Source organism: Halotolerantifilum yawarlongkerapense, from assembly GCF_054506745.1.
Map to the genome: position 1 here is coordinate 3,076,996 of NZ_CP199719.1, position 22,386 is coordinate 3,099,381.

General features: G+C 55.1%; 19 protein-coding genes. 18 read left to right on the forward strand and 1 reads right to left on the reverse strand.

Annotation, left to right across the window (positions count from 1 at the left end):
- Window positions 1-13 precede the first annotated feature (13 nt).
- From ACULM0_RS14990 to ACULM0_RS15040, 11 genes are all read left to right on the forward strand, one after another.
- Window positions 14-1,258 (forward strand): serpin family protein, encoded by a 1,245-nt coding sequence (locus ACULM0_RS14990; protein ID WP_463678342.1) that lies wholly within the window; start codon window positions 14-16, stop codon window positions 1,256-1,258.
- 173 nt (window positions 1,259-1,431) lie between these two features.
- On the forward strand, window positions 1,432-2,829 hold the full coding sequence (locus tag ACULM0_RS14995; protein ID WP_463678343.1) for an alpha/beta hydrolase: 1,398 nt from the start codon (window positions 1,432-1,434) through the stop codon (window positions 2,827-2,829).
- Window positions 2,830-2,842: 13 nt separating this feature from the next.
- The gene (locus tag ACULM0_RS15000) at window positions 2,843-3,562 is read left to right on the forward strand and encodes an ABC transporter ATP-binding protein (RefSeq protein ID WP_463678344.1); all 720 of its coding nucleotides are present in this window, start codon (window positions 2,843-2,845) and stop codon (window positions 3,560-3,562) included.
- The gene (locus tag ACULM0_RS15005; protein ID WP_463678345.1) at window positions 3,555-5,156 is read left to right on the forward strand and encodes a putative ABC transporter permease subunit; all 1,602 of its coding nucleotides are present in this window, start codon (window positions 3,555-3,557) and stop codon (window positions 5,154-5,156) included. Before ACULM0_RS15000 ends, ACULM0_RS15005 begins: the two co-directional genes overlap by 8 nt.
- A gap of 191 nt (window positions 5,157-5,347) precedes the next feature.
- The gene (locus tag ACULM0_RS15010) at window positions 5,348-6,796 is read left to right on the forward strand and encodes an aminoacyl-histidine dipeptidase (protein ID WP_463678346.1); all 1,449 of its coding nucleotides are present in this window, start codon (window positions 5,348-5,350) and stop codon (window positions 6,794-6,796) included.
- Window positions 6,797-7,167: 371 nt separating this feature from the next.
- The gene (locus tag ACULM0_RS15015; protein ID WP_463678347.1) at window positions 7,168-7,575 is read left to right on the forward strand and encodes a hypothetical protein; all 408 of its coding nucleotides are present in this window, start codon (window positions 7,168-7,170) and stop codon (window positions 7,573-7,575) included.
- Between the two features lie 153 nt (window positions 7,576-7,728).
- Window positions 7,729-8,583 carry a VOC family protein gene (locus ACULM0_RS15020; RefSeq protein ID WP_463678348.1) on the forward strand — a complete coding sequence of 285 codons (855 nt, stop codon included), beginning with the start codon at window positions 7,729-7,731 and terminating at the stop codon, window positions 8,581-8,583.
- Window positions 8,584-8,716: 133 nt separating this feature from the next.
- Window positions 8,717-12,193 (forward strand): hypothetical protein, encoded by a 3,477-nt coding sequence (locus ACULM0_RS15025; protein WP_463678349.1) that lies wholly within the window; start codon window positions 8,717-8,719, stop codon window positions 12,191-12,193.
- 142 nt (window positions 12,194-12,335) lie between these two features.
- The gene (locus tag ACULM0_RS15030; protein ID WP_463678350.1) at window positions 12,336-12,782 is read left to right on the forward strand and encodes a DUF305 domain-containing protein; all 447 of its coding nucleotides are present in this window, start codon (window positions 12,336-12,338) and stop codon (window positions 12,780-12,782) included.
- Between the two features lie 158 nt (window positions 12,783-12,940).
- Window positions 12,941-14,398, forward strand: a complete 1,458-nt coding sequence (locus ACULM0_RS15035; protein WP_463678351.1) for a BsuPI-related putative proteinase inhibitor — start codon at window positions 12,941-12,943, stop codon at window positions 14,396-14,398.
- A gap of 102 nt (window positions 14,399-14,500) precedes the next feature.
- Complete coding sequence (locus tag ACULM0_RS15040; RefSeq protein ID WP_463678352.1) at window positions 14,501-14,902, forward strand: rhodanese-like domain-containing protein; 402 nt, start codon at window positions 14,501-14,503, stop codon at window positions 14,900-14,902.
- A gap of 405 nt (window positions 14,903-15,307) precedes the next feature.
- On the opposite strand, the gene ACULM0_RS15045 is transcribed toward ACULM0_RS15040, so the two are convergent.
- Window positions 15,308-16,108, reverse strand: a complete 801-nt coding sequence (locus ACULM0_RS15045) for an undecaprenyl-diphosphate phosphatase (RefSeq protein WP_463678353.1) — start codon at window positions 16,106-16,108, stop codon at window positions 15,308-15,310.
- 146 nt (window positions 16,109-16,254) lie between these two features.
- On the opposite strand from ACULM0_RS15045, the gene ACULM0_RS15050 reads away from it, so the two are divergent.
- The 7 genes from ACULM0_RS15050 to ACULM0_RS15080 all read left to right on the forward strand — a co-directional run bounded on the left by ACULM0_RS15050 (window position 16,255) and on the right by ACULM0_RS15080 (window position 22,385).
- Window positions 16,255-18,000, forward strand: a complete 1,746-nt coding sequence (locus tag ACULM0_RS15050; RefSeq protein ID WP_463678354.1) for a glycerophosphoryl diester phosphodiesterase membrane domain-containing protein — start codon at window positions 16,255-16,257, stop codon at window positions 17,998-18,000.
- A gap of 14 nt (window positions 18,001-18,014) precedes the next feature.
- Window positions 18,015-18,395: a metallopeptidase family protein gene (locus ACULM0_RS15055; protein ID WP_463678355.1), complete on the forward strand. Its 381-nt coding sequence runs from the start codon at window positions 18,015-18,017 to the stop codon at window positions 18,393-18,395.
- 115 nt (window positions 18,396-18,510) lie between these two features.
- Entirely contained in the window at window positions 18,511-19,653 is a 1,143-nt protein-coding gene (locus ACULM0_RS15060; RefSeq protein WP_463678356.1) for a ribose-phosphate pyrophosphokinase, read from the forward strand.
- A gap of 18 nt (window positions 19,654-19,671) precedes the next feature.
- Entirely contained in the window at window positions 19,672-20,142 is a 471-nt protein-coding gene (locus ACULM0_RS15065; RefSeq protein ID WP_463678357.1) for an ASCH domain-containing protein, read from the forward strand.
- 3 nt (window positions 20,143-20,145) lie between these two features.
- Window positions 20,146-20,520: a DUF488 domain-containing protein gene (locus ACULM0_RS15070; RefSeq protein WP_463678358.1), complete on the forward strand. Its 375-nt coding sequence runs from the start codon at window positions 20,146-20,148 to the stop codon at window positions 20,518-20,520.
- Window positions 20,510-21,052, forward strand: coding sequence for a GNAT family N-acetyltransferase (locus ACULM0_RS15075; RefSeq protein WP_463678359.1), 543 nt, complete (start codon window positions 20,510-20,512; stop codon window positions 21,050-21,052). The genes ACULM0_RS15070 and ACULM0_RS15075 overlap by 11 nt, the downstream gene beginning before the upstream one ends.
- A 73-nt stretch (window positions 21,053-21,125) precedes the next feature.
- Window positions 21,126-22,385: a hypothetical protein gene (locus ACULM0_RS15080; protein ID WP_463678360.1), complete on the forward strand. Its 1,260-nt coding sequence runs from the start codon at window positions 21,126-21,128 to the stop codon at window positions 22,383-22,385.
- Window position 22,386 lies beyond the last annotated feature (1 nt).

Genomic DNA, 22,386 nt, shown 5'->3' on the forward strand with positions numbered 1-22,386 from the left:
GGAGGCGCTTTCCTTGTATGCAAAAAGAATCATTATCATCGGGCTGATGCTACTGATCTTGGCGGTCCCTATAGTCGCTTGTGAAAAAGCACCTAGTGGGCTAGAAAAAAGGCCCGAGTGGGTTAACGAGGCATCGGTCGATCCCGCCATCACAAAAGCGAACCGGCAGTTCGCCTTCGATCTGATGAGGCTGACCTATGGAGAGGCGGAGGACGAGAGCCTGGTCCTCTCGCCCCTCAGCATCTCCACGGCCCTGACCATGACCTATAATGGGGCAGCAGGGCAGACTCTTGCCGAGATGGAAAGAGGCCTTCGCTACAAGGACCTTGCACGGGATGCCGTGAAAGAAAGCTACACCCACCTGCTCCCCCATCTGGAGTGGGCCGATGAGGAGGTGGCGCTCTCCCTATCGAACAGCATCTGGTACCGGGAGGGCGAGGTCATCAACCCGGACTTTCTGGAGACGACCGAATCGGTATTCGATGCCGAGGTCGCAGCCATCGACTTTTCCGATCCCGGGTCTGCGAACACCATCAACGGGTGGATCAGCGAGTCCACCGAGGGAAAGATCGAGAAGATGATCGACGGGCCCATCGGGGACCGGGTTGTGATGTACCTGATCAACGCCGTCTACTTCAATGGGGAGTGGACGGATCCCTTTGACGAAAACCAAACCTACCCGACGGACTTCCACCGAGCCGATGGCTCGACGAACCAGGTGGACATGATGCGGGCGACCGGCGCCTACGCTTTTGCAAAGGAGGAAGACCTCTCGGCTGTTCGCATCCCCTACGGCGTGGGTACCATGGCCATGTACGTCGTGATGCTCGGGGAAGACAACACGCTGGACGAACTGGTCGAAGGTCTCGATGAAGCGACCTACCGGTCTTGGCGCGAGACAGTCGACCGTAAGGGTACGCTGGATCTGCATCTGCCGCGTTTCGAAATCCGCTACGGGACCACGTCCATTAAACCCCACCTGATCGAGATGGGCATGCGGTTACCCTTTAGCGAAGGAGCTGACTTTTCTGGGATCAGGGACCAGCTCATGATCAGCGATGTGCTGCACCAGGCGGTCATCGAGGTCAATGAAGAGGGGAGCGAAGCCGCCGCGGCCACGGTGGTCGAGATGGCAGAATCGGCGGCCCCTGCCGAACCCCAACAGATTGTCTTCGACCGCCCCTTCCTCTTCATGATCGTTGAAGAGGAGACGGATACCATCCTGTTCCTCGGTACCTACACCGGACAGGCGTCATGACAGGGATGCGCTGGACCCGCTAGTTGCGAAAAGTGGGTACCAGTGCTTTCTAACGCATAGGTTTCACAAAATCTTAAGCTTCTCTTTAGCTCAATTGCGTACTCGCGGCTGTATACTGAGCATAACCTGAATAAGCGGACGAATCCCTGGTTCGTCCCCCGAGGAGTGATCGTATGAAGAATACCATGGACAATAGGTTCCGGTGGTTGGTGCCCATCCTACTTTTTTCGTTGGTGCTCGTTCTTAGCGCCTGTAGTCGAGAGGAGCCCGACACTGGGGAAGAAGTGGGTCTGGATGAAGGAGAAGCTATCCATACAGCAGAAGCCTTCGTCGCCGATTTTGTAGCCGGTGATTACACAGCGGCCTACGGTGACCATCCCTTCGATGCCGCGATGAAAGGGGCTTTCTCACCCGAGGCGATGGAGCAAATCGCCGCACAAATGACCGACCAATACGGTGAAGTGACGGAGGTGGGCGGCCGTGACACGTCAACCGCACAAGGATTCTTTGTGGTCTCCATTGGCGTCCGCCACCAGCAGCAGGACCTGTCCTACAATGTGGTCTTTAACGATAGGGGAGAAATAGGTGGTTTCAACTATCGGGAGATCAGCTCCATCGATACCCTGGGTCAACCGGGGGAACAAGACCCTACTACGGTGACCTTCGGGTCGGAAGACTATCCCGTGGAAGGGACGCTCCTTATTCCCGACGGGGAAGGCCTCTTCCCAGCCGCTGTGCTCGTCCAAGGCTCAGGACCGTCGGACCGCGATGAGACCATCGGTCCCAACAAACCCTTCCGCGATATCGCCGAGGGTCTCGTGGACGAAGGGATCGCTGTACTGCGGTACGACAAGCGCACCTTTGCACATGCTACCGCATATCTAAACCCAGAGGTCCTCGACGCACTGACCATCTACGGGGAGGTCATCGACGACGCCCGGTACGCCGTGGATTTCTTGAGTAATCAGGAAAAAATCGACCCCAACAACATCTACGTGATCGGTCACTCGCTAGGAGGCAACCAGGCTCCCAGGATCGCCGAGGACCAAGAAGAGATCGCCGGGATCGTCATCATGGGTGGCAACGTCACACCGCTCCAGGAGCTCATGATCGACCAGTACACCTACCTCTTTGCTCTCGATGATGCAAGGTCCGACGCGGCTACCGAGGCCCAACAGGCCGAGCAGTTGAAACAGATCCGAGAGGCTGTCAAGCGCATCGGTGCCGATGACCTGACGCTCGAGACGCCACCCGAGGAACTACTTGGCGTATCGGCGCGTTACTGGATGGATCTCCGCCGCTACGATCCCGTCGCACTAGCTCGGGGGCTCGATAAGCCGATCCTAGTCTTACAGGGCGGACGCGATTACCAGGTGCCCCCGGCTGAGTTCGAGAAATGGCAGGAGGGGCTGGAGAGCGAGGCCACGTACAAATTTTACGAAAAACTGAACCACCTGTTCATCGCCGGAGAGGGTACACCAACCCCTGATGAGTACGGCGTGGCCGGGCGGGTTAGCCAGCAGGTGATCGAGGATATCGCCACCTGGATCAAAGCACAGGAAGAATCATGAGGGGGACCATAGGATGTTACAGCTGAAAAATGTCACCAAAGTCTTCGGAGGAACCAAGACTGCAGTGGATCATCTCAATCTTGAGATCAAAAAAGGAGAAATCTTTGGTTTCATCGGGCCCAACGGGGCTGGGAAGACCACCACGCTACGGATGATCACGGGGATCATCGCACCAACGGAAGGTGTCATCACCGTAAACGGACACGACATCGAAAGGGAGGCCATCGAAGCCAAGCGACAGTTCACCTTTGTGCCCGATCACTCCGAGATCTACGACGCGGTAAAGGGCATCGATTATTTGAACTTTATCGCCGATATGCACGAGGTATCCGTCGGAGATCGGAAGGAGCGAGTCGAACGCTACACATCTCTCTTCCAAATCGACGACGCACTGGCCGACCCGATCAACAGCTACTCCCACGGCATGCGGCAGAAGCTGATGATCTGTGGTGCCCTGCTTCCCGATCCGGAGGTCTTCATCCTGGATGAACCCCACGTGGGCCTCGATCCCCATGCCAACAAGATCCTGAAGGATCTCATGCGCGAACACTGCGCGCGCGGCGGCACGGTCCTTTTCTCCTCCCACGTTCTCGAAGTGGTGGAGAACCTGTGCCACCGTGTGGCCATCATCCACAAGGGCAAACTCATCGCCTGCGATACGCTTGATCAGATCAAACAGCAGCGCACGGCAACGCTAGAAGAGATTTTCCTGGAGATGACAAAGGATGCGTAAACTGCTTTCGCTGACGCGTATCCAGCTCAAGGATTTTTTCAGCAAGTACACGCAGCAGCTCAACATCCACAACAAGGTACTGGGACGTTTGATCGCACTGCTGCCGATCTTGATCCTCATGCCAGCCTTCTTGATGATTCGACAGCTCCACGGGGCCTTTGTGCTCTCGGGGTATCCCGAACTATTGATCACCTATCTTTATGTGGGCGTGACCACCCTGGCCTTTCTGATGGCCCTACCGCTGGTGCTCTCGGTCTTCTTCTATGCCAAGGATTTGAGCCTTCTGGCCACGCTGCCAATCAAGGAAGATACCATCGTCTTTGCCAAGCTGTCCACGATCTACGCCTATCTCTTTGCCATCTCTGCTTTGCTTTTGGGAACGGGCGTGGGGTTCTACGCCCTGGCCGACGGCATCAAAGCCATCGGTCTTCTCATGGGCATCGTGGCAACCCTGGCCCTACCCATTTTGCCCATGGTGATTGCGACGCTCCTGATCATGCCCTTCATGACCTGGATCGGCGGTCGAAGCAACCGTAACCTGATGATTTTAGCAGGCAATGTTATTCTGCTGGCCATCATCATCAGCCTGCAACTGCTTTTCACACGGGTCCAGATGAACCCCGAGGCCGTACAACAGATCCTCGCATCGGAAGATGGTCTGCTCTATCTGCTGGGCAGGGGATTTCCGCCCAGCGTCTGGGTGACACGGATGGTCCGGGGCTCTTTGCCAGACACCCTCTACTTTCTCCTTCTCAACTTAGGCTTCCTCCTGCTTTTGAAAGGCCTCGCCAAGGGGCTTTACCGTAAGGCGCTGCTCAAGTACAACCAGCAAAATACCGCGAGGGGCAAGCAAAAAGCACTTGCATATCGGAGCCGCTCCAAGAAAAGCCTCTTGATCCGCAGGCACATCGGGATCATCTTCCACAACCCAACCTTCACGCTGAACACCGTCATGACCCTCTTCGTTCCGCTGCTGCTCTTTGGGATCTATGCGCTCATGGGTGTGATGGACCTTGACATGCTCAGGGGCCCGATGTTTACTCCCTTTGCCCCATATATTTTCACGGGGATCATTGTGTCACCGAGCTTCATGGGCAGTCTGTCGGCCACGGTGATCAGCCGGGAGGGTAAATCCTTCTGGGAGACCCGTGTCCTGCCGATCACCACGCGGGAGAACATCAGCGCAAGGATCCAGTCGACGATTCTGATCAACGGAGTGGCCACGGCGGTACTCGCCCTCATCACTTTCTGGGTGCTACCGCTGTCACCGCTGCAGATTGCCATCGCACTGCTGACGGCGATCCTTGCGGTCCTATGCTTTGCTACCATCGACCTGATCATCAACATTGAGCGTCCTTCGCTCAACTGGTCGAGTCCCACGGCGGCCGTCAAGAACAATCTGAACGTCATGCTGTCCCTCGTATCGCGACTGGTAATCGGCGGTACGGGCTACCTGGTCTACCTGTCTGTTCCCGGCTTGTCGGCCGAGGGAATTCTTCTTCTCATCTGTGCCCTGCTCCTCGTCGTCTACCTGGCGGGACGCTACCTCGTCTACGGACCCTATCAGAAAAAATTCGCAAGACTAGATCTTTAAGGAAAGCGCCGCTCTCGAGGAAGGGCGGCCTTCTGTCGGTTTTTGAGTTGGAAAGGACGGGGTAGCGGCCTATACAATTCCGACTTTAACCGATAGAATAAAAGGAGATGGCTCCGTGACCATCCGTTTTCGTATCAATTTACTTCTCACCTAGCGATGGGAAGAGGGCTATTTTAAAAGGGAGGAAAAGCATGGATCAAAAACTCGACGGATTGCAGCCGCAAGGTGTCTTTCAACATTTCGAAGCGCTCACGCGTATTCCCAGGGAATCGGGTAAGGAGGGTCAGGTGGCCGACTACCTCGTGGCCTTTGCGAAGGACCATGGACTCGATGTGATCAGGGAGGACAGTGGCAATGTGGTCATCAACAAACCTGGTACCCCCGGTCACGAGGAGGGACCCCGCGTGATTCTGCAGGGGCACACCGACATGGTCTGTGTGAAACGTGAGGGACTGGACTTTGACTTTGACAAGGAGCCCATCCCTCTGGTGGTCGAGGGAGACTTCGTGAAAACAAAAGGAACGACCCTGGGGGCCGACAACGGCATCGCCGTGGCCATGGCCATGACCATCCTGGCGTCGAAAGACCTCGCCCACCCACCCCTGACGGCCCTTTTCACCGTGGAAGAGGAGACCGGCATGGGCGGCGTGCTCGCCCTCGATCCGAATCATGTGGAGGGAGAGATTCTGATCAATCTCGACTCGGAAGAAGAGGGGACCCTCCTCGCTTCCTGCGCAGGGGGCGTCAACCATATTGTGACCTACCGTTATGAGACGGAAATCTGCAACGAAAAAGTCGGAAGAAAGATCATCATCGATGGCCTAAAGGGAGGACATTCGGGTATTGAGATCGATCGGAACCGGGCCAACGCGCTCAAGCTCATGGGGCGCGTCCTCTCGGCTCTCAAAGGTCACGTGGATTTCGGTCTGAGCGGGCTCAAGGGGGGCGAGAAGATGAACGCCATCCCAAGCCACGCGGAGATGATCTTGGTCATCGATCCCAATGATGGGGACACGCTGGCCGCGATCCTAACCGCATGCCAGACAATTTTTAGAGAAGAGTTCGCCCTTTCTGATCCCGGCCTAAGCGTCGCTCTGATGGAGATGGATGCACCTGTAGAAGCGCTCACGGCCTTGTCCACCGAGGCCGTGGAGCGTATCCTCCGTCTGACGCCCACCGGTGTACAGACCATGAGCGCTGGCATAGAGGGGCTCGTGGAAAGCTCAAATAATTTAGGTGTGCTCGAGCAGAAAGAGGGTGCCCTGGTCTTCACCAACGCCATCCGGAGCTCCGTGCGCTCGTTGAAAAAAGAAATCACCGAGCGCATCGCCTTGATCGCCGAGTGGGCGGGTGCCGAACACCACCTGACCGCCAACTATCCCGAGTGGTCCTTCCAAGCGGTCTCACCCATCCGCGAGCTGATGAAGGAAGTCTACGCCGAACGTTACGAGGAAGACCTAAAGGTCGATGCGATCCACGCCGGTCTCGAGTGCGGCTTTCTCAAGGAGAAACTCGGGGATATCGACATGGTCTCCCTAGGTCCGGACCTTTTCGATGTGCACACCCCCGATGAAAAACTAAGCATTTCCTCCACTGAGCGCGTGTACCATTTCCTCTGTGACGTGCTCGGCAGATTGTAACAGAAAACAACTGCATCCATATCCTTTCGACCAGGAGTCCCCTTTCGGGGGCTCCTGGTCCATTTCAAACGAAGGCATGAGCCCCCATCATGAGGGCAGAGGCCCGGCCGGCGGAAATCGCCCGATGCGTGCCCGGCAAGAAGAAGATGGCCACTGCTCCTCGCGCTCCTGGGTTTGTCTATGCTCGGATTCAAGGAAGGGAGATGCGTTTCAGGTTTGGTGACGGATGACCATTTTCGCTGCAGGTGATGCAGATCTTGTCCAACCGCAGGCCTCAGGGGCCTATGGCCGATAAGGGACACGCCCGATTTGTTGCAGGAATACAGGGTATCAAGGAAAATAACGACATCCCATCATGATGGAAGGAAGTGATGACCTTGCTCCAAACCTTCGGTGAATACTTGGGCTACACGATTGTAGTGCTTTATACGCTCACCGTCTTGAATTATGTGGTAAAACGTATAAAGAAACACTTCGGAGAACAACTCGCCGAACACGAGACCTTGAACAAGGTGTTCGAGGCTCTCATGAAGCCCATCGTCAAGCACCACCAAGCACTGGGCATCGCGACGGTGATTGCCCTCCTTGCTCACTTTGGTGTACAGTTCTCGTGGTACGGATTCAACCTGACGGGTGCTCTGGCCGGCTCGATCTTGATTCTCCAGACGGGACTCGGCATCTACGGGGCGAAAAAGGAAAGGAAAGGAAAAACCTGGCTCTGGCTCCACCGGTTGATCGCTGTCGTGCTACTCATCGCCATCTACATCCACATCGCCTGAAACGACCCGATCCCTTCGCCGGCAACGGCGTTGGGATTTTTGCTGGTCGTTAGAGAGAAAACTGTGATCATGCGTGAGCCCGCAGATGCCGGGGTATCAAACGAATGATAACGGTTATCAGACCCTTCAACCCAATAGGAAAGGAACATGCCCATGACTACTTATCACGAAGCACCCAATCGATACGTCAATCACCTTGTGCTCAAGGTAATCGATCTCGACAGGGCCAAGCAATTCTATACAGAGACCCTGGGTCTTCTTGTGCTCGACGAAGAACCGGGAAAAGTGCGTCTGGGTACAGAATCCTCACGGCCCTTTTTAACCCTCACCTGTCCCGCGGGTGTACAAGCCAAGGAGGCCCGTAGAACCGGCCTCTACCACTTCGCCCTCTTGATGCCGCGACGCAGTGACCTCGGACGACTCCTCCGTCATCTCGAGCATGCAGGCTACCCCGTCACCGGTGGTGCCGATCACGGGGTCAGCGAGGCCCTCTATCTTCAGGATCCCGATGACAATGGGATCGAAGTCTATGTGGATACCGATGATGAGAGCTGGAACTGGGAAGGTGAACACGTCACCATGAAGACGGATCCCCTTGATTTCGAGGGACTTTTGAAAGAAACGGGACAAGCACCGTGGGAGGGGATGCCGGCGGATACACTCCTCGGGCACATTCATCTTCACGTGGCCGATCTACAGGCGAGTCGAGACTTCTACGTCGATATCCTCGGGTTCGAGGAATCCCTGGCGCTGGGTGACGCCGCTCTCTTTCTCTCCACAGGCCACTACCATCACCATATTGGCCTCAACACATGGAACGGCGTTGGAGCCAACCCACAACCTCCGCAGGCGGCCGGGATGTCTCATTTCGATTTGAGATTACCAGATCCGATTACCCGGGAGACCTTGATTCAACAGTTGAAACGTGCGAACCATGCGGTCTCCGTTGAAGCCATGGGCACTTTCACCGAGGATCCGTCGGGTAATCGGATCCGTTTGGTGCTCTGAGGACAGACAGCAAACGATTGCTTGACAAAATATGGTTCAGGTAGATCAGATTGGTTTGTCAACGGAGGGATTTCGGCGTATACTTATGTGAAAATTCACACAATAACCAGGGAAGTGGGGAATCATGATGTCCATGCGTAAGAAAATTGGCATTGATTACGGTCACATCGAGCCCATCACCACAAGAACCGACCGGATCCGATACATCAATTTCAAGTTGGCCGCACTCGGTCTGCCCATCGTGCGAACGACGACAGAAGATCTGGCAGCCACCGGTGATTTTATCGATCTCTTCGGCGATATCATCGAAGATTACAAAGAGAAAACCCGGAGGGTCGACGTGCATGCCATCGGTATCCACAAAAGAATCAACCGCTTTTTCGAGAATTACTTCAAGGATGAAAGGGAGGTGCCGCACACCATCGATCGGTATTTTTCCCTTGATCACTATGGCTTGGCCAGAGAACTATCCCTCCCGGTCGACGGTGATGCCTTTCACAACGAGCACATGACGAGCTACCGGATCAAGCAGGGCGTGCTTCACAACCCCAAACACGACCGGCGGACCACCAAGGGTTCCTTTCACATCGTAGAGGGCGGGCCAAGGACTCCCTTCGATAAGAAGGAGGTGCCGCGTAAAACCTTCCTTCACCTCTATCGTGCGGCCCTAGAGGCACCATCGGAACTGAGGGGACTACCCTTTACCGCAGAGCAGGATGAGAAGGCGGAGACCTTTGTCGCCCTCATGCTGAAGCCCATCGTTTCGCCCGCTGTACCGGGCCTGCTCGATGAAAAGACCATGGAGATCCTGTTCATAGCACCAGGTGGATTCGTGGCCAATCTCGATTTTGTGGAATCGGTCTTCGGAAACGCCGGGGATCCGAGCCTTCATACGAATGACGCGGGACTCGACGTGATGGGATGGTCGGGTCACACCGGCTACATCGTTCTGGCCCCGCATCTGACCACCCTTAAGAAAATCGATCTCGGCTTGCCATCCTATGAGGAGGCCACCGAACGCCAGCGGCGCGATGGGATGTGTTACCGGGACCCCGAGGACTTGTATAACGACGGAATCTCTTTTAAGCTCACTTGCCGCGATGAAAAGGGTGTGGTGGTCACCCTGATCGCCGATAGCTACTTTGGTTACTCGAAAAAGGAAGTGAAGACCCAGATTAGCTATGCTGCCAATCTCTTTGGCAATGCGGAGGAGGAGCATGCCGGTGGGACGATCGCTTTTCCCCAGAAAAATCTCGGGGAGAACTATAACGCCGTGGAGGGCGAGCGCCTCGAGGGATATACCTTCGACGAGGTTGTGGCCAATCACGGTAGCCGCATGTATCTGAAAGAGGCGGGGTACGGAATCGATAAGACCTTTGATCATCTCCTCTACTTGCCCGAGAACGTTCGTGTGGATCTGCACGGTACCCTGATCGAATGGGAACATCACGGTGAAACGCGCGCGTTAAAACTGCGGCCCGATTACGTCTATATCCTTCCAAATGGCGAGAAATTTCACATTGAGAAGCACCCTGAGGCGCCCGCCTGGAAGCTCGTGGGCACGGCGGCCGAGGGCACCTTCTGTCACAAGCCCTGCACGGTTTCTGGAGGTGGAAAGTCGGAGATCTCCAAATCCGTGAGCAACGCGATCATCTACGGGACCTACTATGTCCATGATCTGGAGAAAGATCTCGATTACGTGGACCGGATCCTCCATTATGATTACCGGGGCCGATGGAGGGCCTGCCCAGATCGCACGACACCGTCGCGGTCGATCTTGTCCATCGACAGGAGCCTGGGGTCGGTGATCAAGCTACTGTCTCCATCCTCGGCCTATACCGATGCCTTCAACGCGTACATCAAAGCCATTCCCAATCACGTCAAGGGTCTTGTCTTCATGGTCAAACGTTTTTACCAGCAGTCCTGGGGAAACCAGTGGCGTGAGCATTTCTCTGTGGATATCATCAACGGTATGCCCGGCAATGAAATCAATTTCAATGGTCGGAAGATCCGTCCGAGCTATCTGCGCGTGGGTTTTTCCGAAGACAAGGCCTGGCGCGTCTTCAAGGTGCGCATGGACTTCATGCCCAGTGAGAAGGTCCAGATGGAAGATGATATCAGCGCTTCTGTAGTGGTGCCCGCGCGACACCTCGGTCACCTCGATCCCGAGTATTCGAACGAAAGCGTGAAATTCGTGGCCAACTGTGAGTATCGATTCTTCCAGCGACCCGATGAGGCGATCCACAAGGGGTACGATCTCAAGGCAGAGGAAGATCTTTCTTCCAGTCATCTCTTTGCCACGAACTTTGAACCCCTGGGCAAAGAAGCGGTGGGCGAGATCAAGGACGACATCATGTCCTACATGGACTACTCGGCTCCTGTGAAGGACCATATCGAGGACTTTCTGGCGGGCGATGCCAGCTACTGTGTGCTATCATCCGAGCCGCGTTTGATCGATGGGGTTCCGAGCAAGAACCCACGTTATCTGGAGAATCGCTCGGACTTCACCGACCCCCTCAAGAACCACGTGGCCGAGATGGGGACGCGTCTGGCCCGCAAGGTCCCCGCTGATGAACCGGTGCCGATGCCAGTGAACGCCATTTTCGCAGGTCGGCGGAACAACCCGCCGGGCGAAATCGAGGGGAAGCGGATTCGACCCCTTGCGGTCTATAACCCCATTCACTACCAAGAACTACCGGAGCTCTTTATGGATTATATCGCCAGTCTCACGGGGAAATCGCCTTCGACCACCGGGGCGGGTTCGGAAGGGGCGCTGACCAAGGCCCCCTTCAATATGCTCGCTCCGGTCTACGATCTCAACAGCGCGCTCCTTTCCTACGTACTTGGCGATTACGAGGTCTTCACCACACCGGCCGGCTTTATCGGGCCGAAGGCCAGGGTGGACCATGACATCTCGCTACTCATGCCCGAAATTTGGGCTAGACTCACGGAGGCGGAGAGAAAGGCCCATACCTTGATCGCCGAGGGTTCCTTTGAGAAACTAGAGGATTTCGACCATCTGGGTGTACGGGTTCCCGCATCGCGGTTGGGGTATCGCATGACCGAAGTCTTCTGTTACAAGTACCTCGGGAAAATCTTCGACGAGCCCCAGGCGGTGTTCACCGAGGAGATCCTCCGACCGGAGAAGCAGAGTATGATGGATTTTGCCGATGGTGTGCTCAATATCGCCGAGGGACACAAGAAAGCCGCCCTGGGTTACTTTGAAGACGGAAGCGTCGATGAGGCAATTCCGCCAATCAAAGCCCTCCTTTCCATCATGGCCTACGGCCATTTCGAGGGAAGGGGAATCGATGCCCCTGAGATCCGCGCGCTTTTCGAAAAGGATCGGGTTCTCGCGAGCGTTTGGTATGCCAAGCGACTGGCGAACAAGCAGCAGATCGACATCCATCTCATGGAGAAAAAAATCAATGAACTGGAGACCTTTGTGGAAAACCCAGTCAATAAGGATCTGATCGCGGCATTCGGCTACAAGGACCGACTGCAGCAGGCGAAAGACCAGCTGGCGGTCTACCGTTCACCAGCCTACCTGGATTCTCTCGTGGGAACGATCGGAGCAGCAGCTCTGACCATCGCATCGCGCATCGATTGAAGGTTGAGGGGCCCCGAAGGGGGCCCCTGTTTTTGCAATGAAAAAGAGGAAGTGCAGGAGGACCAATACCTGTGGGTGTGTGAGGAAAAACCCTCTGGGTATAGGATAGATAGAGTTAATGATGAAGGAAGGAGTTTGTCTGATGAAGAATTATCTGAAGTTTTTCGGCATGATCGTGACCTCGACCATTGTCATGTTGATCTTCATGTACCTGAACACATACCAAGTCGATCACGTGTTTTTCAGCGAAACACGGTTGTATATGGCCTTGCTGATGGGGGCGACCATGGCCATCATCATGTTGTCTTTCATGCTCCATATGCTGAAGAACAAGGGCATGAACATGGGAATCGTTCTCGTCAGCATCCTGGTGTTCGGAGCATCCCTTTACCTGGTCCGTAGCCAGACGACGGTGGACGATACGTCCTATATGAAGGCCATGATTCCACACCACTCCATCGCGATCCTGACGAGCAGACGCGCTAACATCTCCGATCCCCGTGTTCAAGAACTGGCCGATGCAATCATTGAAGCACAGCTCAGAGAGATTGACGAGATGAAGCGACTGATCGAAGATCTCGAGAATTGAGTTTTCGGTGAGTAGCCTTCGAGCGACCCCTTACGGTCGCTCTTTTTGCGAGAAATTTGGAACGCATGACAGAAAGGATCCGTCTTAAGGGTATGAAGTGAATAGGGGACACGCTATCGGTAGCCCCTCGCGAACCATAGAAAGGAGCATTTTTCAAGATGATGAAAACTAAGGCCATAAGACTGACGGTGATCGGTATGCTTAGCGTACTCTTGGTCCTACCGTCCTTCGCAGCAGAGGAACACTGGGCGGCGTCCCACGTGCAGGCACTGGGTGAGGTGGAAGGCGTCGAGAGCATTTTGACTGAAGAAAACTTTAACGCGACCGTGGATGCGGTGACTTTCGAAAAACTCACGGGACTAATCTTCGGTAGTGAACACGCACGGCTACCGCAAGCGATGACGCGCGAGGCCGTCGTCCACGAAATGGCAAAGATCTGGGCCGACATCTCTGGTCTAGACCTGGAGACCATTCCGGTGATCAAGATGGTCATTTACCCGGACACAGACCAGATCGATCCGGCCTACAACCACAGCGTGACCGTGGCCTATATGAAAGATATCGCCAAGGGCCGGGCTAGCGGGATTTTCGATCCCAAGGCAAGCGTGACCTACGGAGAAATGGCCGCCCTACTGAACAATACCCTCCAGGCCATCGCAGAAGAAAGCGCATCGGAGCCACTTCCGATCGCAGCTGGACGTTTGGAAACGTCGGCACGTTACGCCTACAATGGTGAACAAGTGGTCTTCACCATCGAGCTGATGAACCAAGACGAAGGGGAGAAAAACTTCACCTTCAGCTCGGGGCAACAGTACGAGATCATCGTTGAGAACGAAGCGGATGAGGAGGTCTACCGCTATTCTGACGGGCGCGCCTTCACCATGGCGTTGATTGAAGAAGAACTGGCCCCGGGGCAGAGCATGCGCTGGCAGGACTCTTGGGATCTCACGGACAAAGCGGGTGACCGTGTACCCGAAGGTCTGTATACCGCCCAGATCGAGGTGCTCGCCCGTACCGAAGAGAGCGATGGACCCACGGGCGACCAACTCACGACGACATTGACCCTGGGGATCTATCCGCTGACGGAAGAAAATACGATCGAGCCCGAGACGGCCGAAAGACTCATACGGGACCGTGCAGAGGAAACCCTAGCGGCCCTGTCCGAGCGGAACGCCGAAGCACTTTCCCAGATCGTTCATCCGGAGCGCGGCGTGCGCTTTACGCCCTACACCCACGTCTCGACAGACAGTGACGTGGTCATGGACCGCGACCAGATCCTGAGTTTCTTCACCGACGAAGCGACCTACCTCTGGGGGCATTTCGACGGCACAGGAGACCCCATCCGGATGACACCGGGCGCTTACTATGAACGCTTCATTTACTCCAGGGATTTCCAGGAGGCCGACGTGATTGGCTACAACGAGATGATCAGCAGCGGGAACATGCTGGAGAACCAGTTCGAAGTGTATCCGCATGCGATCATTGTGGAGTATTACCTTGAAGGCGATCAAGAACAGTATGCCGGTATGGATTGGCGTAGTCTGCGGCTGGTCTTTAGCCCCCATGAGGGACAGTGGTACCTCGTGGGCGTCATCCACAACCAGTGGACCATCTAGATCAAATCAGAAGAGACCGGCCAGCGCCCGGTCTCTTTTCGTGTGATGGATTTTCTCCGGGGTAAGAATAGGACAGGTCTAAAAAGAAAAGGAGTGAAGAAAATGGATAAAAGAAAAAAAAGATGGCTGGTGTTGACCCTGATCGTGGCGTTGGTGTTGACCGTCGCTTGTCAATCAGAAACGCAGGGGATCGAAGGAGAGGTACAGCTTATCGCGCCCGAAGAGGCTCAGCCGATGATCGAGGAGGAGGAAGTCGTTCTGATCGACGTGCGTACACCGGAAGAATATGAGGCTGGACACATACCCGGTAGTGTGAACATACCGATCGATACGGTGGAGGAAGAAGTCATCCGCCAGTATCCCCCGGAAGACCACCAGGTCATGGTCTACTGCCGCACTGGCTCGCGCAGTGGCCAGGCGGCCGCCATTTTAGCAGGCCAGGGGTATGATCCCGTCTACGACCTGGGTGGCATCCTGGATTGGCCTTACGAGGTGGTCAAGTGATGGCGGGCAAGTCTACTTTTGAACTGCTAGAGAAACGAGTCTGCGCCCCTTTCTCTGGGTCTGCTTACGTGTCTATCCGGTCCCGGGTCGCTATGGCCATTGTTTGATACATTAGGCATCTCTGCCTAAGCATAAGCGGTACCATGTGTGCCTGCACCGTTGGGACAACGGGAAGTGCCTGTCACATTTGTGAGCAGAGCCAAGCTCTGTAGGAGGCTTTGTAAGACTTGGATTGCTCCTGCAATCTAAGCGGTAGCCGGTGAAACAGGAAAAAGTGGTCGTCGCGAAAAGGCGATAACCGAATCCCGTGACTTCACTCATGGGTAGTTCAAGGCAACGATCGACCGACAGTTGACTACTTGGATGAGGCCACTCAGGCTATGGTCCGTGCATAGTGCCTCTAGACTAAGATAAGAGCAATAATCCGCTCATCAACCAGCAGTAGAGAGAGAAGATGATCAATCGACCGCTTTCCACTGCGCTCTTGAGCAAGCGGTAGCCGAGTAGGGTGGCAGGGAGCGCTGCGAAAAAGGCAAGACCGTAGACGAGGGGATCTGCCTGGAATTGTGCGGACCCAACGAGGTCTTTGGCCCCGAGCAACATGCTCCCGAAACCGATAGGCAGGTAGAGCAAAAAGGAGAAGCGAAAGGCCGTCTCACGCGTTAGACCCAAGGCCAAGGCGGTGACGATCGTTGCGCCCGATCGCGAGATACCTGGGATCACGGCGAGCATCCCTTGGACCGTTCCGATGAGCATTGCATCGCGGAAGGTCATCGCTTCGAAGCTTCGATCTCCATTTCGCTTTCGCACCCAGAAAAGCATAAATCCGGTTAACGATAGGAAGATGGCGATCGACAAGGGGCCGCTCAACCACTGATCGATCACATGCTGCATGGCAAATCCCGTGATGAGAACTGGGAGCGTTCCCACGAGAACGAACAGCGATTGCTGGAACGCCTCCCCGTGTCTTTGATCTCGCGTCCAAAGGAAATTGAGAAATCCCCTGAGGAGTCTCGAGACATCCCGTCGGGTGAGATAGAGAATTGCTAGAAAAGAAGCGAAGTTCAAGAATACTTCAAAGATAATACCCGGGGTATCGATGCCCATGAGGAGCGATGCGATGCGGGTCTGTGCGCTGGAGGAGATGGGTATGGGCTCGGAAAAGCCCTGGATGGTCCCGAGGATCAGTGCCTGGATGTAGGTCATGTGTATACCTCCGTAGCTAGTGAGAGATGCAAGTGTCCTCATTATACGTAGAGGACCGGGGGTGACACAAGGTGATTCGCGGAGATGTCATGATCCTGAACGAGTGTTAAGGAAAGGAACCGTCCACAAGTGAGGAGGTGGAGCAGATGATCCAATTGTTGAAAGAGAGTATCGTGCATTTCAAAAACACGTGGCGAAAGCACCTGGCCTTTGCCGTGTTAACGCTCCTGCTCACAAGTCGGCTGATCATTCCCCTCTTCTCCCATCTGATCCATCGCCTCCTGATCGGAAGCGAGTCCGGGGTACTGCTCAACAGGGACGTGTTCCAGATCCTGCTTGACTACAGGGGCTTATTGGGATTATTCTTGCTCCTTCTCCTGTCGATCCTCGTGGTTTTCATCGAACTGGGGACCTTTCTTTACCTTGCGAAGGCAGGAATGGACGAACAAGAGGTGAGCGTGAGCACTGCCATCGTAACGACGCTCCGGCAGTTACCCAGGATCCTGCGCATCGAGGTGCTCGTGATGATGGGAACCATGATGCTCTTTCTTCCCCTCATTCAGATACCAGTGAAGCCCCAACTGCTCGGTGGGATCGAACCACCTGCCATTTTGATCGAAACGATCCAAGGGTCACCTGTGTTTCGGACGATCTACTGGTCCGTCGTGGTCGTGTTCGTCTATCTCTTCCTGCGGCTCCTCTTCACACTCCACGCCATGCTGATCGAAAAAAGGCCCCCCTGGCGAGCGATGCTGCGGAGTTTTGAGCTGACCCGCAACCGGCACACGTCACTTCTGGTTCGGTGGGGTCTCCTGCAAGGGGTCTTGATGTTCTTCGGCTTGGCGCTCGGTTACCTTTTGTCCCGTGTGCCCGAGATCCGGGGGATCCCCCTTTCCCATCTGGTGAACCGGTATACTGTCACCGTCAGCGGTCTGGTCCTCAGGCTCTATACACTCCTCCTGATGCCCCTGAGCATGACGGTCCTCACCCTGATGTACCATAGAGAGATTCAGGAAGACGCCCCCTTTGATGCCTACGTCAGGATTTTGGTCCTCGAAAAGATCGAGGGGAAGATCGCGAGCATCTTCGCCAGACGTCGCGTGCTTGCTGTTGTCCTGTTGTCTTTCCTTGTCGTCGGGTCTTTTTTCATGGGTGCTTCTGCCAACGAAGAAGGCCTCTATTTGGGGCGAAGCGTGGCGGTGGCCGCCCACAGGGGAGGTGGATCGTCACCCGAGAACTCCCTATCGGCTATCTCGACGGCGCTGGAGGAGGGGGCCGATACCATCGAGATGGATGTGCAGATCACAGGTGACGGGATCTTCGTTCTCCACCACGACCTGACCCTCGAACGTATGACGGGGGACACAAGGCGTGTGATCGATCTCGAAAGTGCAGACCTTGCGACCCTGGGCATCGGTGGAGGGGAACGTCTCCCGACCCTCGAGGAAGCAATCTTACTCATCGGTGACCGAGCGGATTTGCTGATCGACGTCAAGGTCAATGGACCAAGGGCCGAGGTGGCCCTTGCGCTCCTTCGCCTTCTAGCGCGGCACGATCGGATCGATGGGACGCTCGTTCAGTCCTTCGATGCCAACTTTTTAGCGGAAGTGAGACGCCTGAAGCCAGAGATGCGAATCGGCCAGATTCTTTACTACGCCCTAGGTGATTTGGGGGAGCAGGATGTGGACTTCTTCTCCGTTCAAAAGGGGATGCTGGATGCTGCGCTCGCGCGACGCTTACACGAAGAGAATAAAGGCATCTGGGTATGGACCACCGACACCGATGAAGAGATCAAGAACGCCCTACAACATGACATCGAAGGCCTCATCACCAAATCGGTCCCCTTGACCCTGGAGATCCTGGGGCGGGAAGCAGAAGTATTCGAAGAGTGAGAAGGAGCATCAGGATGATCAGTATTGAAAACATGCAAGCGATTCTCGAAGAATTGATCGAAGAGCTCCCGGAAGAACTGTTCAGGGAGCTAAACGGCGGTGTGATCTTGTTACCGGGGATCAAGAAAAACCGTCGGGTGCCGAACGACGATCTGTTCGTGCTCGGCGAATACCACCGCGGAGGAAACATGGGGCGGTATATCGCCCTGTACTATGGCTCCTTTAGGCGGGTATTCGGCCATCTCGATGAAAAAGCCCTCCGCGAGCGACTGCTCCACACATTGAAGCACGAGTTTACCCATCATCTGGAGTCACTGGCGGGAGAACGAGATCTTGAAATCGAGGACAGGGCTTTTCTAGAGGACTATCTGAAAAGAAAGGCGAGAAAGAAATAAGCAAGGATGACGAGCGGTTCTATCGTCGGTGACGTGGTATAATGGTATCGACAAAAACGTAAGCTGACGCAAACCGGTGGAGTGGATGCGTTTGAAGGATAAGAAGGAGGCCCACGTGCAACAATTGGATCGTACGCAATTACCCTATGGAGAACTGGCCATCATCGCTCTGAAGAGCTGTCGCGAGATTGCAAAACCCATCGACGAGAAACTCTCGCGCACACGTGAGAAAGGTTCCCAATTGATAGATATCGAGGAAGTCCGCTTTTCCAATGGAGAGGGCAAGGTGGTTTTGAAAGAATCCATACGCGGGAAGGACGTCTACATCCTGTGCGATGTGGGTAACTACGGCTGTACCTACGATATGTTCGGATACGAGAATCGGATGAGTCCCGATGACCATCTGCAGGATATCAAGCGCACCCTTTCGGCCATCGCCGGAAAGGCCAGGCGGATCACCTTGATCATGCCACTACTCTATGCATCGCGTCAGCACAGGCGCAAGGGGCGCGAATCGCTGGACAGTGCCCTAGCGCTTCAAGAGTTCGAACGCCTCGGTGTGAAGGATATTATCACTTTTGATGCCCACGATCCCACGATCCAAAATGCTATACCGCTCATTTCCTTTGAGAACCTGCACCCGAGCTACAAGATTATCAAGGCGTTGGTGACGGAGGAAGATGATCTGGACATCAATGCCAACAATATGGTGGTCATCAGTCCCGACACCGGTGCCATGGACCGGGCGCTCTACTACTCCTCGAACCTTGGTGTGGACACAGGGCTATTTTACAAGCGGAGGGACCACTCGGTGGTTGTCGATGGTAAGAATCCCATCATTCAGCACGATTACCTCGGTAAGGACGTCAGCGGTAGCAATGTACTGATCGTCGATGATATGATCTCCTCCGGCCAGTCGGTCTTTGATATTTGCAAGGATCTGAAGGCACGCGGCGCGAAGAAGATTTTTGTGGCGGTGACCTTTGCCCTGTTCACCAGCGGCCACGAGACCTTCGAGGCCTACTACGCCGAGGGACTTCTCGATCGCGTATACGCGACCAACCTCTCCTATGTGCCGGAGCACATCCGGAGGGCCGATTGGTTCAGGACCGTCGATATGTCTGGATTTGCAGCCAATGTGATCGATACCCTCAACCACGACTCCTCCATATCACCGCTACTCGATTCAACGAAATTGATCCGGCGTCTGCTCGATCAGACGCATGAAAAGCACGAGAACAATAGCCAGGGCAAATAGACGAGGGAGGCGATTGCGATGAAACCCGAGAAAATGTGGCGTGCGTATCGAGAGCTAGCAGGAAGTGAGACCACCTCCGGCGGTTACGAGGCCTGGCATTTCTGCAGTGAAGCGAAAGAGGCCGATGCCTTGGCCGAGCTGACAAGAAAAGGGGTCAAGCGGGGGACTGCAGGCCTCGTGAAATCCTACGAAGCAGAGAAGGAGCCTTTGCCCAAGATCGGCGAACATCACATCATCACCGACTGGGCGGGGGAAGCGGCTTGTGTCATCCGAATCAAGGAGATCGAGGTCTTTCCCTTTAACGAGGTGACCCAGCGCCACGCGACGATCGAAGGGGAGGGAGATGGTTCTCTCGACTATTGGGTGGATGGGCATAGGAAGTTCTTCCAGATGGATGCTGAGAGCCTTGGGTTCACCTTCGAGGAGACCGACGAGGTGGTCTTCTTGATTTTCGATGTGGTGTTCCCACCCCTTCAGAAGGAAGCATAAGAGATGCACGGGATCAAAACCAAGGGGATTTTCGGGGAAGCCACGACTTCCGATGGCTTTTCCATCCTAGTGGATTGGCCTTGGCCCAGGGGTGTAAGTAAGGAGCGGGTGACGCTGGATGACCGGGTGAAGGCGATGACACCCGGTTCGGACCAGAGGAAGGTCTTCGGTCATATGGTCGATCGTATGGAGAACTTCCGCGAGAGATACAGGATGGAACTCGATGGCAACGATGAGAAAGAAGCCTTTTTGGACCGTCTGTTCAACCGTCTCGATGAACAGACGGTGTCCCTCCTCTATACCGCCAAGGACAAGACCAGCCACCACGCTAGGGTGTTAAAAGAGTGGGTCGAGGAGCATCTGTCGGATGGCGCCTAGAGGGTATCCCCTGGTGACGCCGCGTCTGGTCCTCCGGGCCCTAGTACAAGGGGATGCCGAGGTGATCTACCATCTGCGATCAGTACCCGAGAACCTACACTATGTCGATATGGTAGCCTACCGAGACGTGTCACGAGCAGCGCGGTTTATCGACCGTGTGATGCGCGACGTCTCGAGAGAACAGGTCTATTTCTGGGGGATGGAAGAAGAGGCATCGGGCACTTTGGTGGGTACGATTTGCCTGTGGTCCTTCTCTGAAGATCGGAAATGGGCAGAGGTGGGCTACGAGCTCCTTCCGGACCATAAGAAGAGGGGGTTTATGACGGAGGCCCTCACCGCGATTCTATCCTTTTCCAAAGAGAAGATTGGGCTCGAAGGACTACGCGCGATCACCCACCCTGCACATACCGCCTCTATCGACCTGCTGACCCGTCACCATTTTTTATATACGGGTAAGGTTGGAGATCTTTACCCCGGGTCAGAGGACAATCCGGAGATGAGCGTGTACGAGCGGGTGCTCAGTGAGGTTTAAGATTCAGAAGCACGCATAGGGATAAATAAGGAACAGGACAGATTACAGAAACAGGATTTGGAGGAGGGTAAATGTGAATAAGCTAACAAAAATTCTAGCGATCGTTTTGCTACCCCTGTTGCTCACCGGCTGTGGTTACATTGAAATGGCTATTGAGATGCCAGAAGCGGGCGGTGGAACGTTCACCGTGTACTCGGGACTGAGCCGTGATTTCATCGACGCATGGGAGATGACCCCGGAGGATCTCGACATGCAGATGGAGGAGTCGGGCATTGATCCAGAGGCCTTCGAGGAAATGGAAGGCGTCACTGTAGAAAACGTGGAGGGTGCTTTTACGCGAGATGGTCTGGAATACGAGGGCTCGGTGATGACGCTAAGCTTTGAAGAGCGGGAGACATTTTTCGAAGGTGAGAGTCTGGAGGAAAGCGGCATGACCCTCGAGGAACTCGAGGAGGGTGTTTATCGCTTTATGGCCGTGTTCGAAGGTTCTGCAACGACCGAGGCCGAACGAGCGGAGGCAGAACAGGGCTACGCGATGTTGCGCTCCATGGGCATGAAGATGCTCATTACCTTTACCACGGATCAGCAGGTGTACGGACACAATGCCCACAGCGTAGAGGGGGATACCTATACCTGGGATCTGCTCTCGTTGGATCCTTCACAGAACCACCTGATCTACCTTGATTTCGGTACTGCGGAGGAAGTTTCAGATCTTCCCGAGCCGGTGCTTCCGGAACCACCTGCACCTGCGGACCCCGCGGCTCTGCGTACATCGCTTGAAAAGGCGTGGGGTCTCGATCCCGCGGATCCAGCGTACTACGGAAAGGCACTGGCTGAACTGGGTATTCTGTCCGGGACAGGACAGGGACTGGAACTCGACCGACCGCTCACGCGTATCGAAGGCATGATGGTCTATTTTCACCTCTTGGGCGTCGGTGATGAGCTCGATGCCTTTGTGGCCTCGCTCCCCGCCTATGAGACTGGGTTCGCAGATGTTCCCCCCTGGGGAAAGACAATCGTGGATTATCTCCACTATAGGAATCTCGTCTCCGGTCAGGCGGCAGATCGTCTGGGGGCCACGTCGGCCATGCGCGATGACGACCTGGCTACGCTCATCCTGCGCGCTATGGGCGAGCGGGCCTTTAGTTGGTCCGATGCCCACGAGACACTCAGGGCCAAGGGACTCTATCGTCTCGACCCCAACGGAACCATGGCGGATACCGATGCGTTGACCCGCGGTGAGATGAGCCGCATGGTCTACAACGCGCTCTTCCTCCCGACGGGGCAAGGGGAGTTGTTGATCGACACACATTTGAAGGAAGTGATAGAATAAG

What these genes read in the sequence shown, in the direction of transcription:
- ACULM0_RS14995 (WP_463678343.1), top strand. Translation starts at nt 1,432, where the DNA reads ATGAAGAATACCATGGACAATAGGTTCCGGTGGTTGGTGCCCATCCTA.
- ACULM0_RS15000 (WP_463678344.1), top strand. Translation starts at nt 2,843, where the DNA reads ATGTTACAGCTGAAAAATGTCACCAAAGTCTTCGGAGGAACCAAGACT.
- ACULM0_RS15005 (WP_463678345.1), top strand. Translation starts at nt 3,555, where the DNA reads ATGCGTAAACTGCTTTCGCTGACGCGTATCCAGCTCAAGGATTTTTTC.
- ACULM0_RS15010 (WP_463678346.1), top strand. Translation starts at nt 5,348, where the DNA reads ATGGATCAAAAACTCGACGGATTGCAGCCGCAAGGTGTCTTTCAACAT.
- ACULM0_RS15015 (WP_463678347.1), top strand. Translation starts at nt 7,168, where the DNA reads ATGACCTTGCTCCAAACCTTCGGTGAATACTTGGGCTACACGATTGTA.
- ACULM0_RS15020 (WP_463678348.1), top strand. Translation starts at nt 7,729, where the DNA reads ATGACTACTTATCACGAAGCACCCAATCGATACGTCAATCACCTTGTG.
- ACULM0_RS15025 (WP_463678349.1), top strand. Translation starts at nt 8,717, where the DNA reads ATGCGTAAGAAAATTGGCATTGATTACGGTCACATCGAGCCCATCACC.
- ACULM0_RS15030 (WP_463678350.1), top strand. Translation starts at nt 12,336, where the DNA reads ATGAAGAATTATCTGAAGTTTTTCGGCATGATCGTGACCTCGACCATT.
- ACULM0_RS15035 (WP_463678351.1), top strand. Translation starts at nt 12,941, where the DNA reads ATGATGAAAACTAAGGCCATAAGACTGACGGTGATCGGTATGCTTAGC.
- ACULM0_RS15040 (WP_463678352.1), top strand. Translation starts at nt 14,501, where the DNA reads ATGGATAAAAGAAAAAAAAGATGGCTGGTGTTGACCCTGATCGTGGCG.
- ACULM0_RS15045 (WP_463678353.1), bottom strand. Translation starts at nt 16,108, where the DNA reads ATGACCTACATCCAGGCACTGATCCTCGGGACCATCCAGGGCTTTTCC.
- ACULM0_RS15050 (WP_463678354.1), top strand. Translation starts at nt 16,255, where the DNA reads ATGATCCAATTGTTGAAAGAGAGTATCGTGCATTTCAAAAACACGTGG.
- ACULM0_RS15055 (WP_463678355.1), top strand. Translation starts at nt 18,015, where the DNA reads ATGATCAGTATTGAAAACATGCAAGCGATTCTCGAAGAATTGATCGAA.
- ACULM0_RS15065 (WP_463678357.1), top strand. Translation starts at nt 19,672, where the DNA reads ATGAAACCCGAGAAAATGTGGCGTGCGTATCGAGAGCTAGCAGGAAGT.
- ACULM0_RS15070 (WP_463678358.1), top strand. Translation starts at nt 20,146, where the DNA reads ATGCACGGGATCAAAACCAAGGGGATTTTCGGGGAAGCCACGACTTCC.
- ACULM0_RS15075 (WP_463678359.1), top strand. Translation starts at nt 20,510, where the DNA reads ATGGCGCCTAGAGGGTATCCCCTGGTGACGCCGCGTCTGGTCCTCCGG.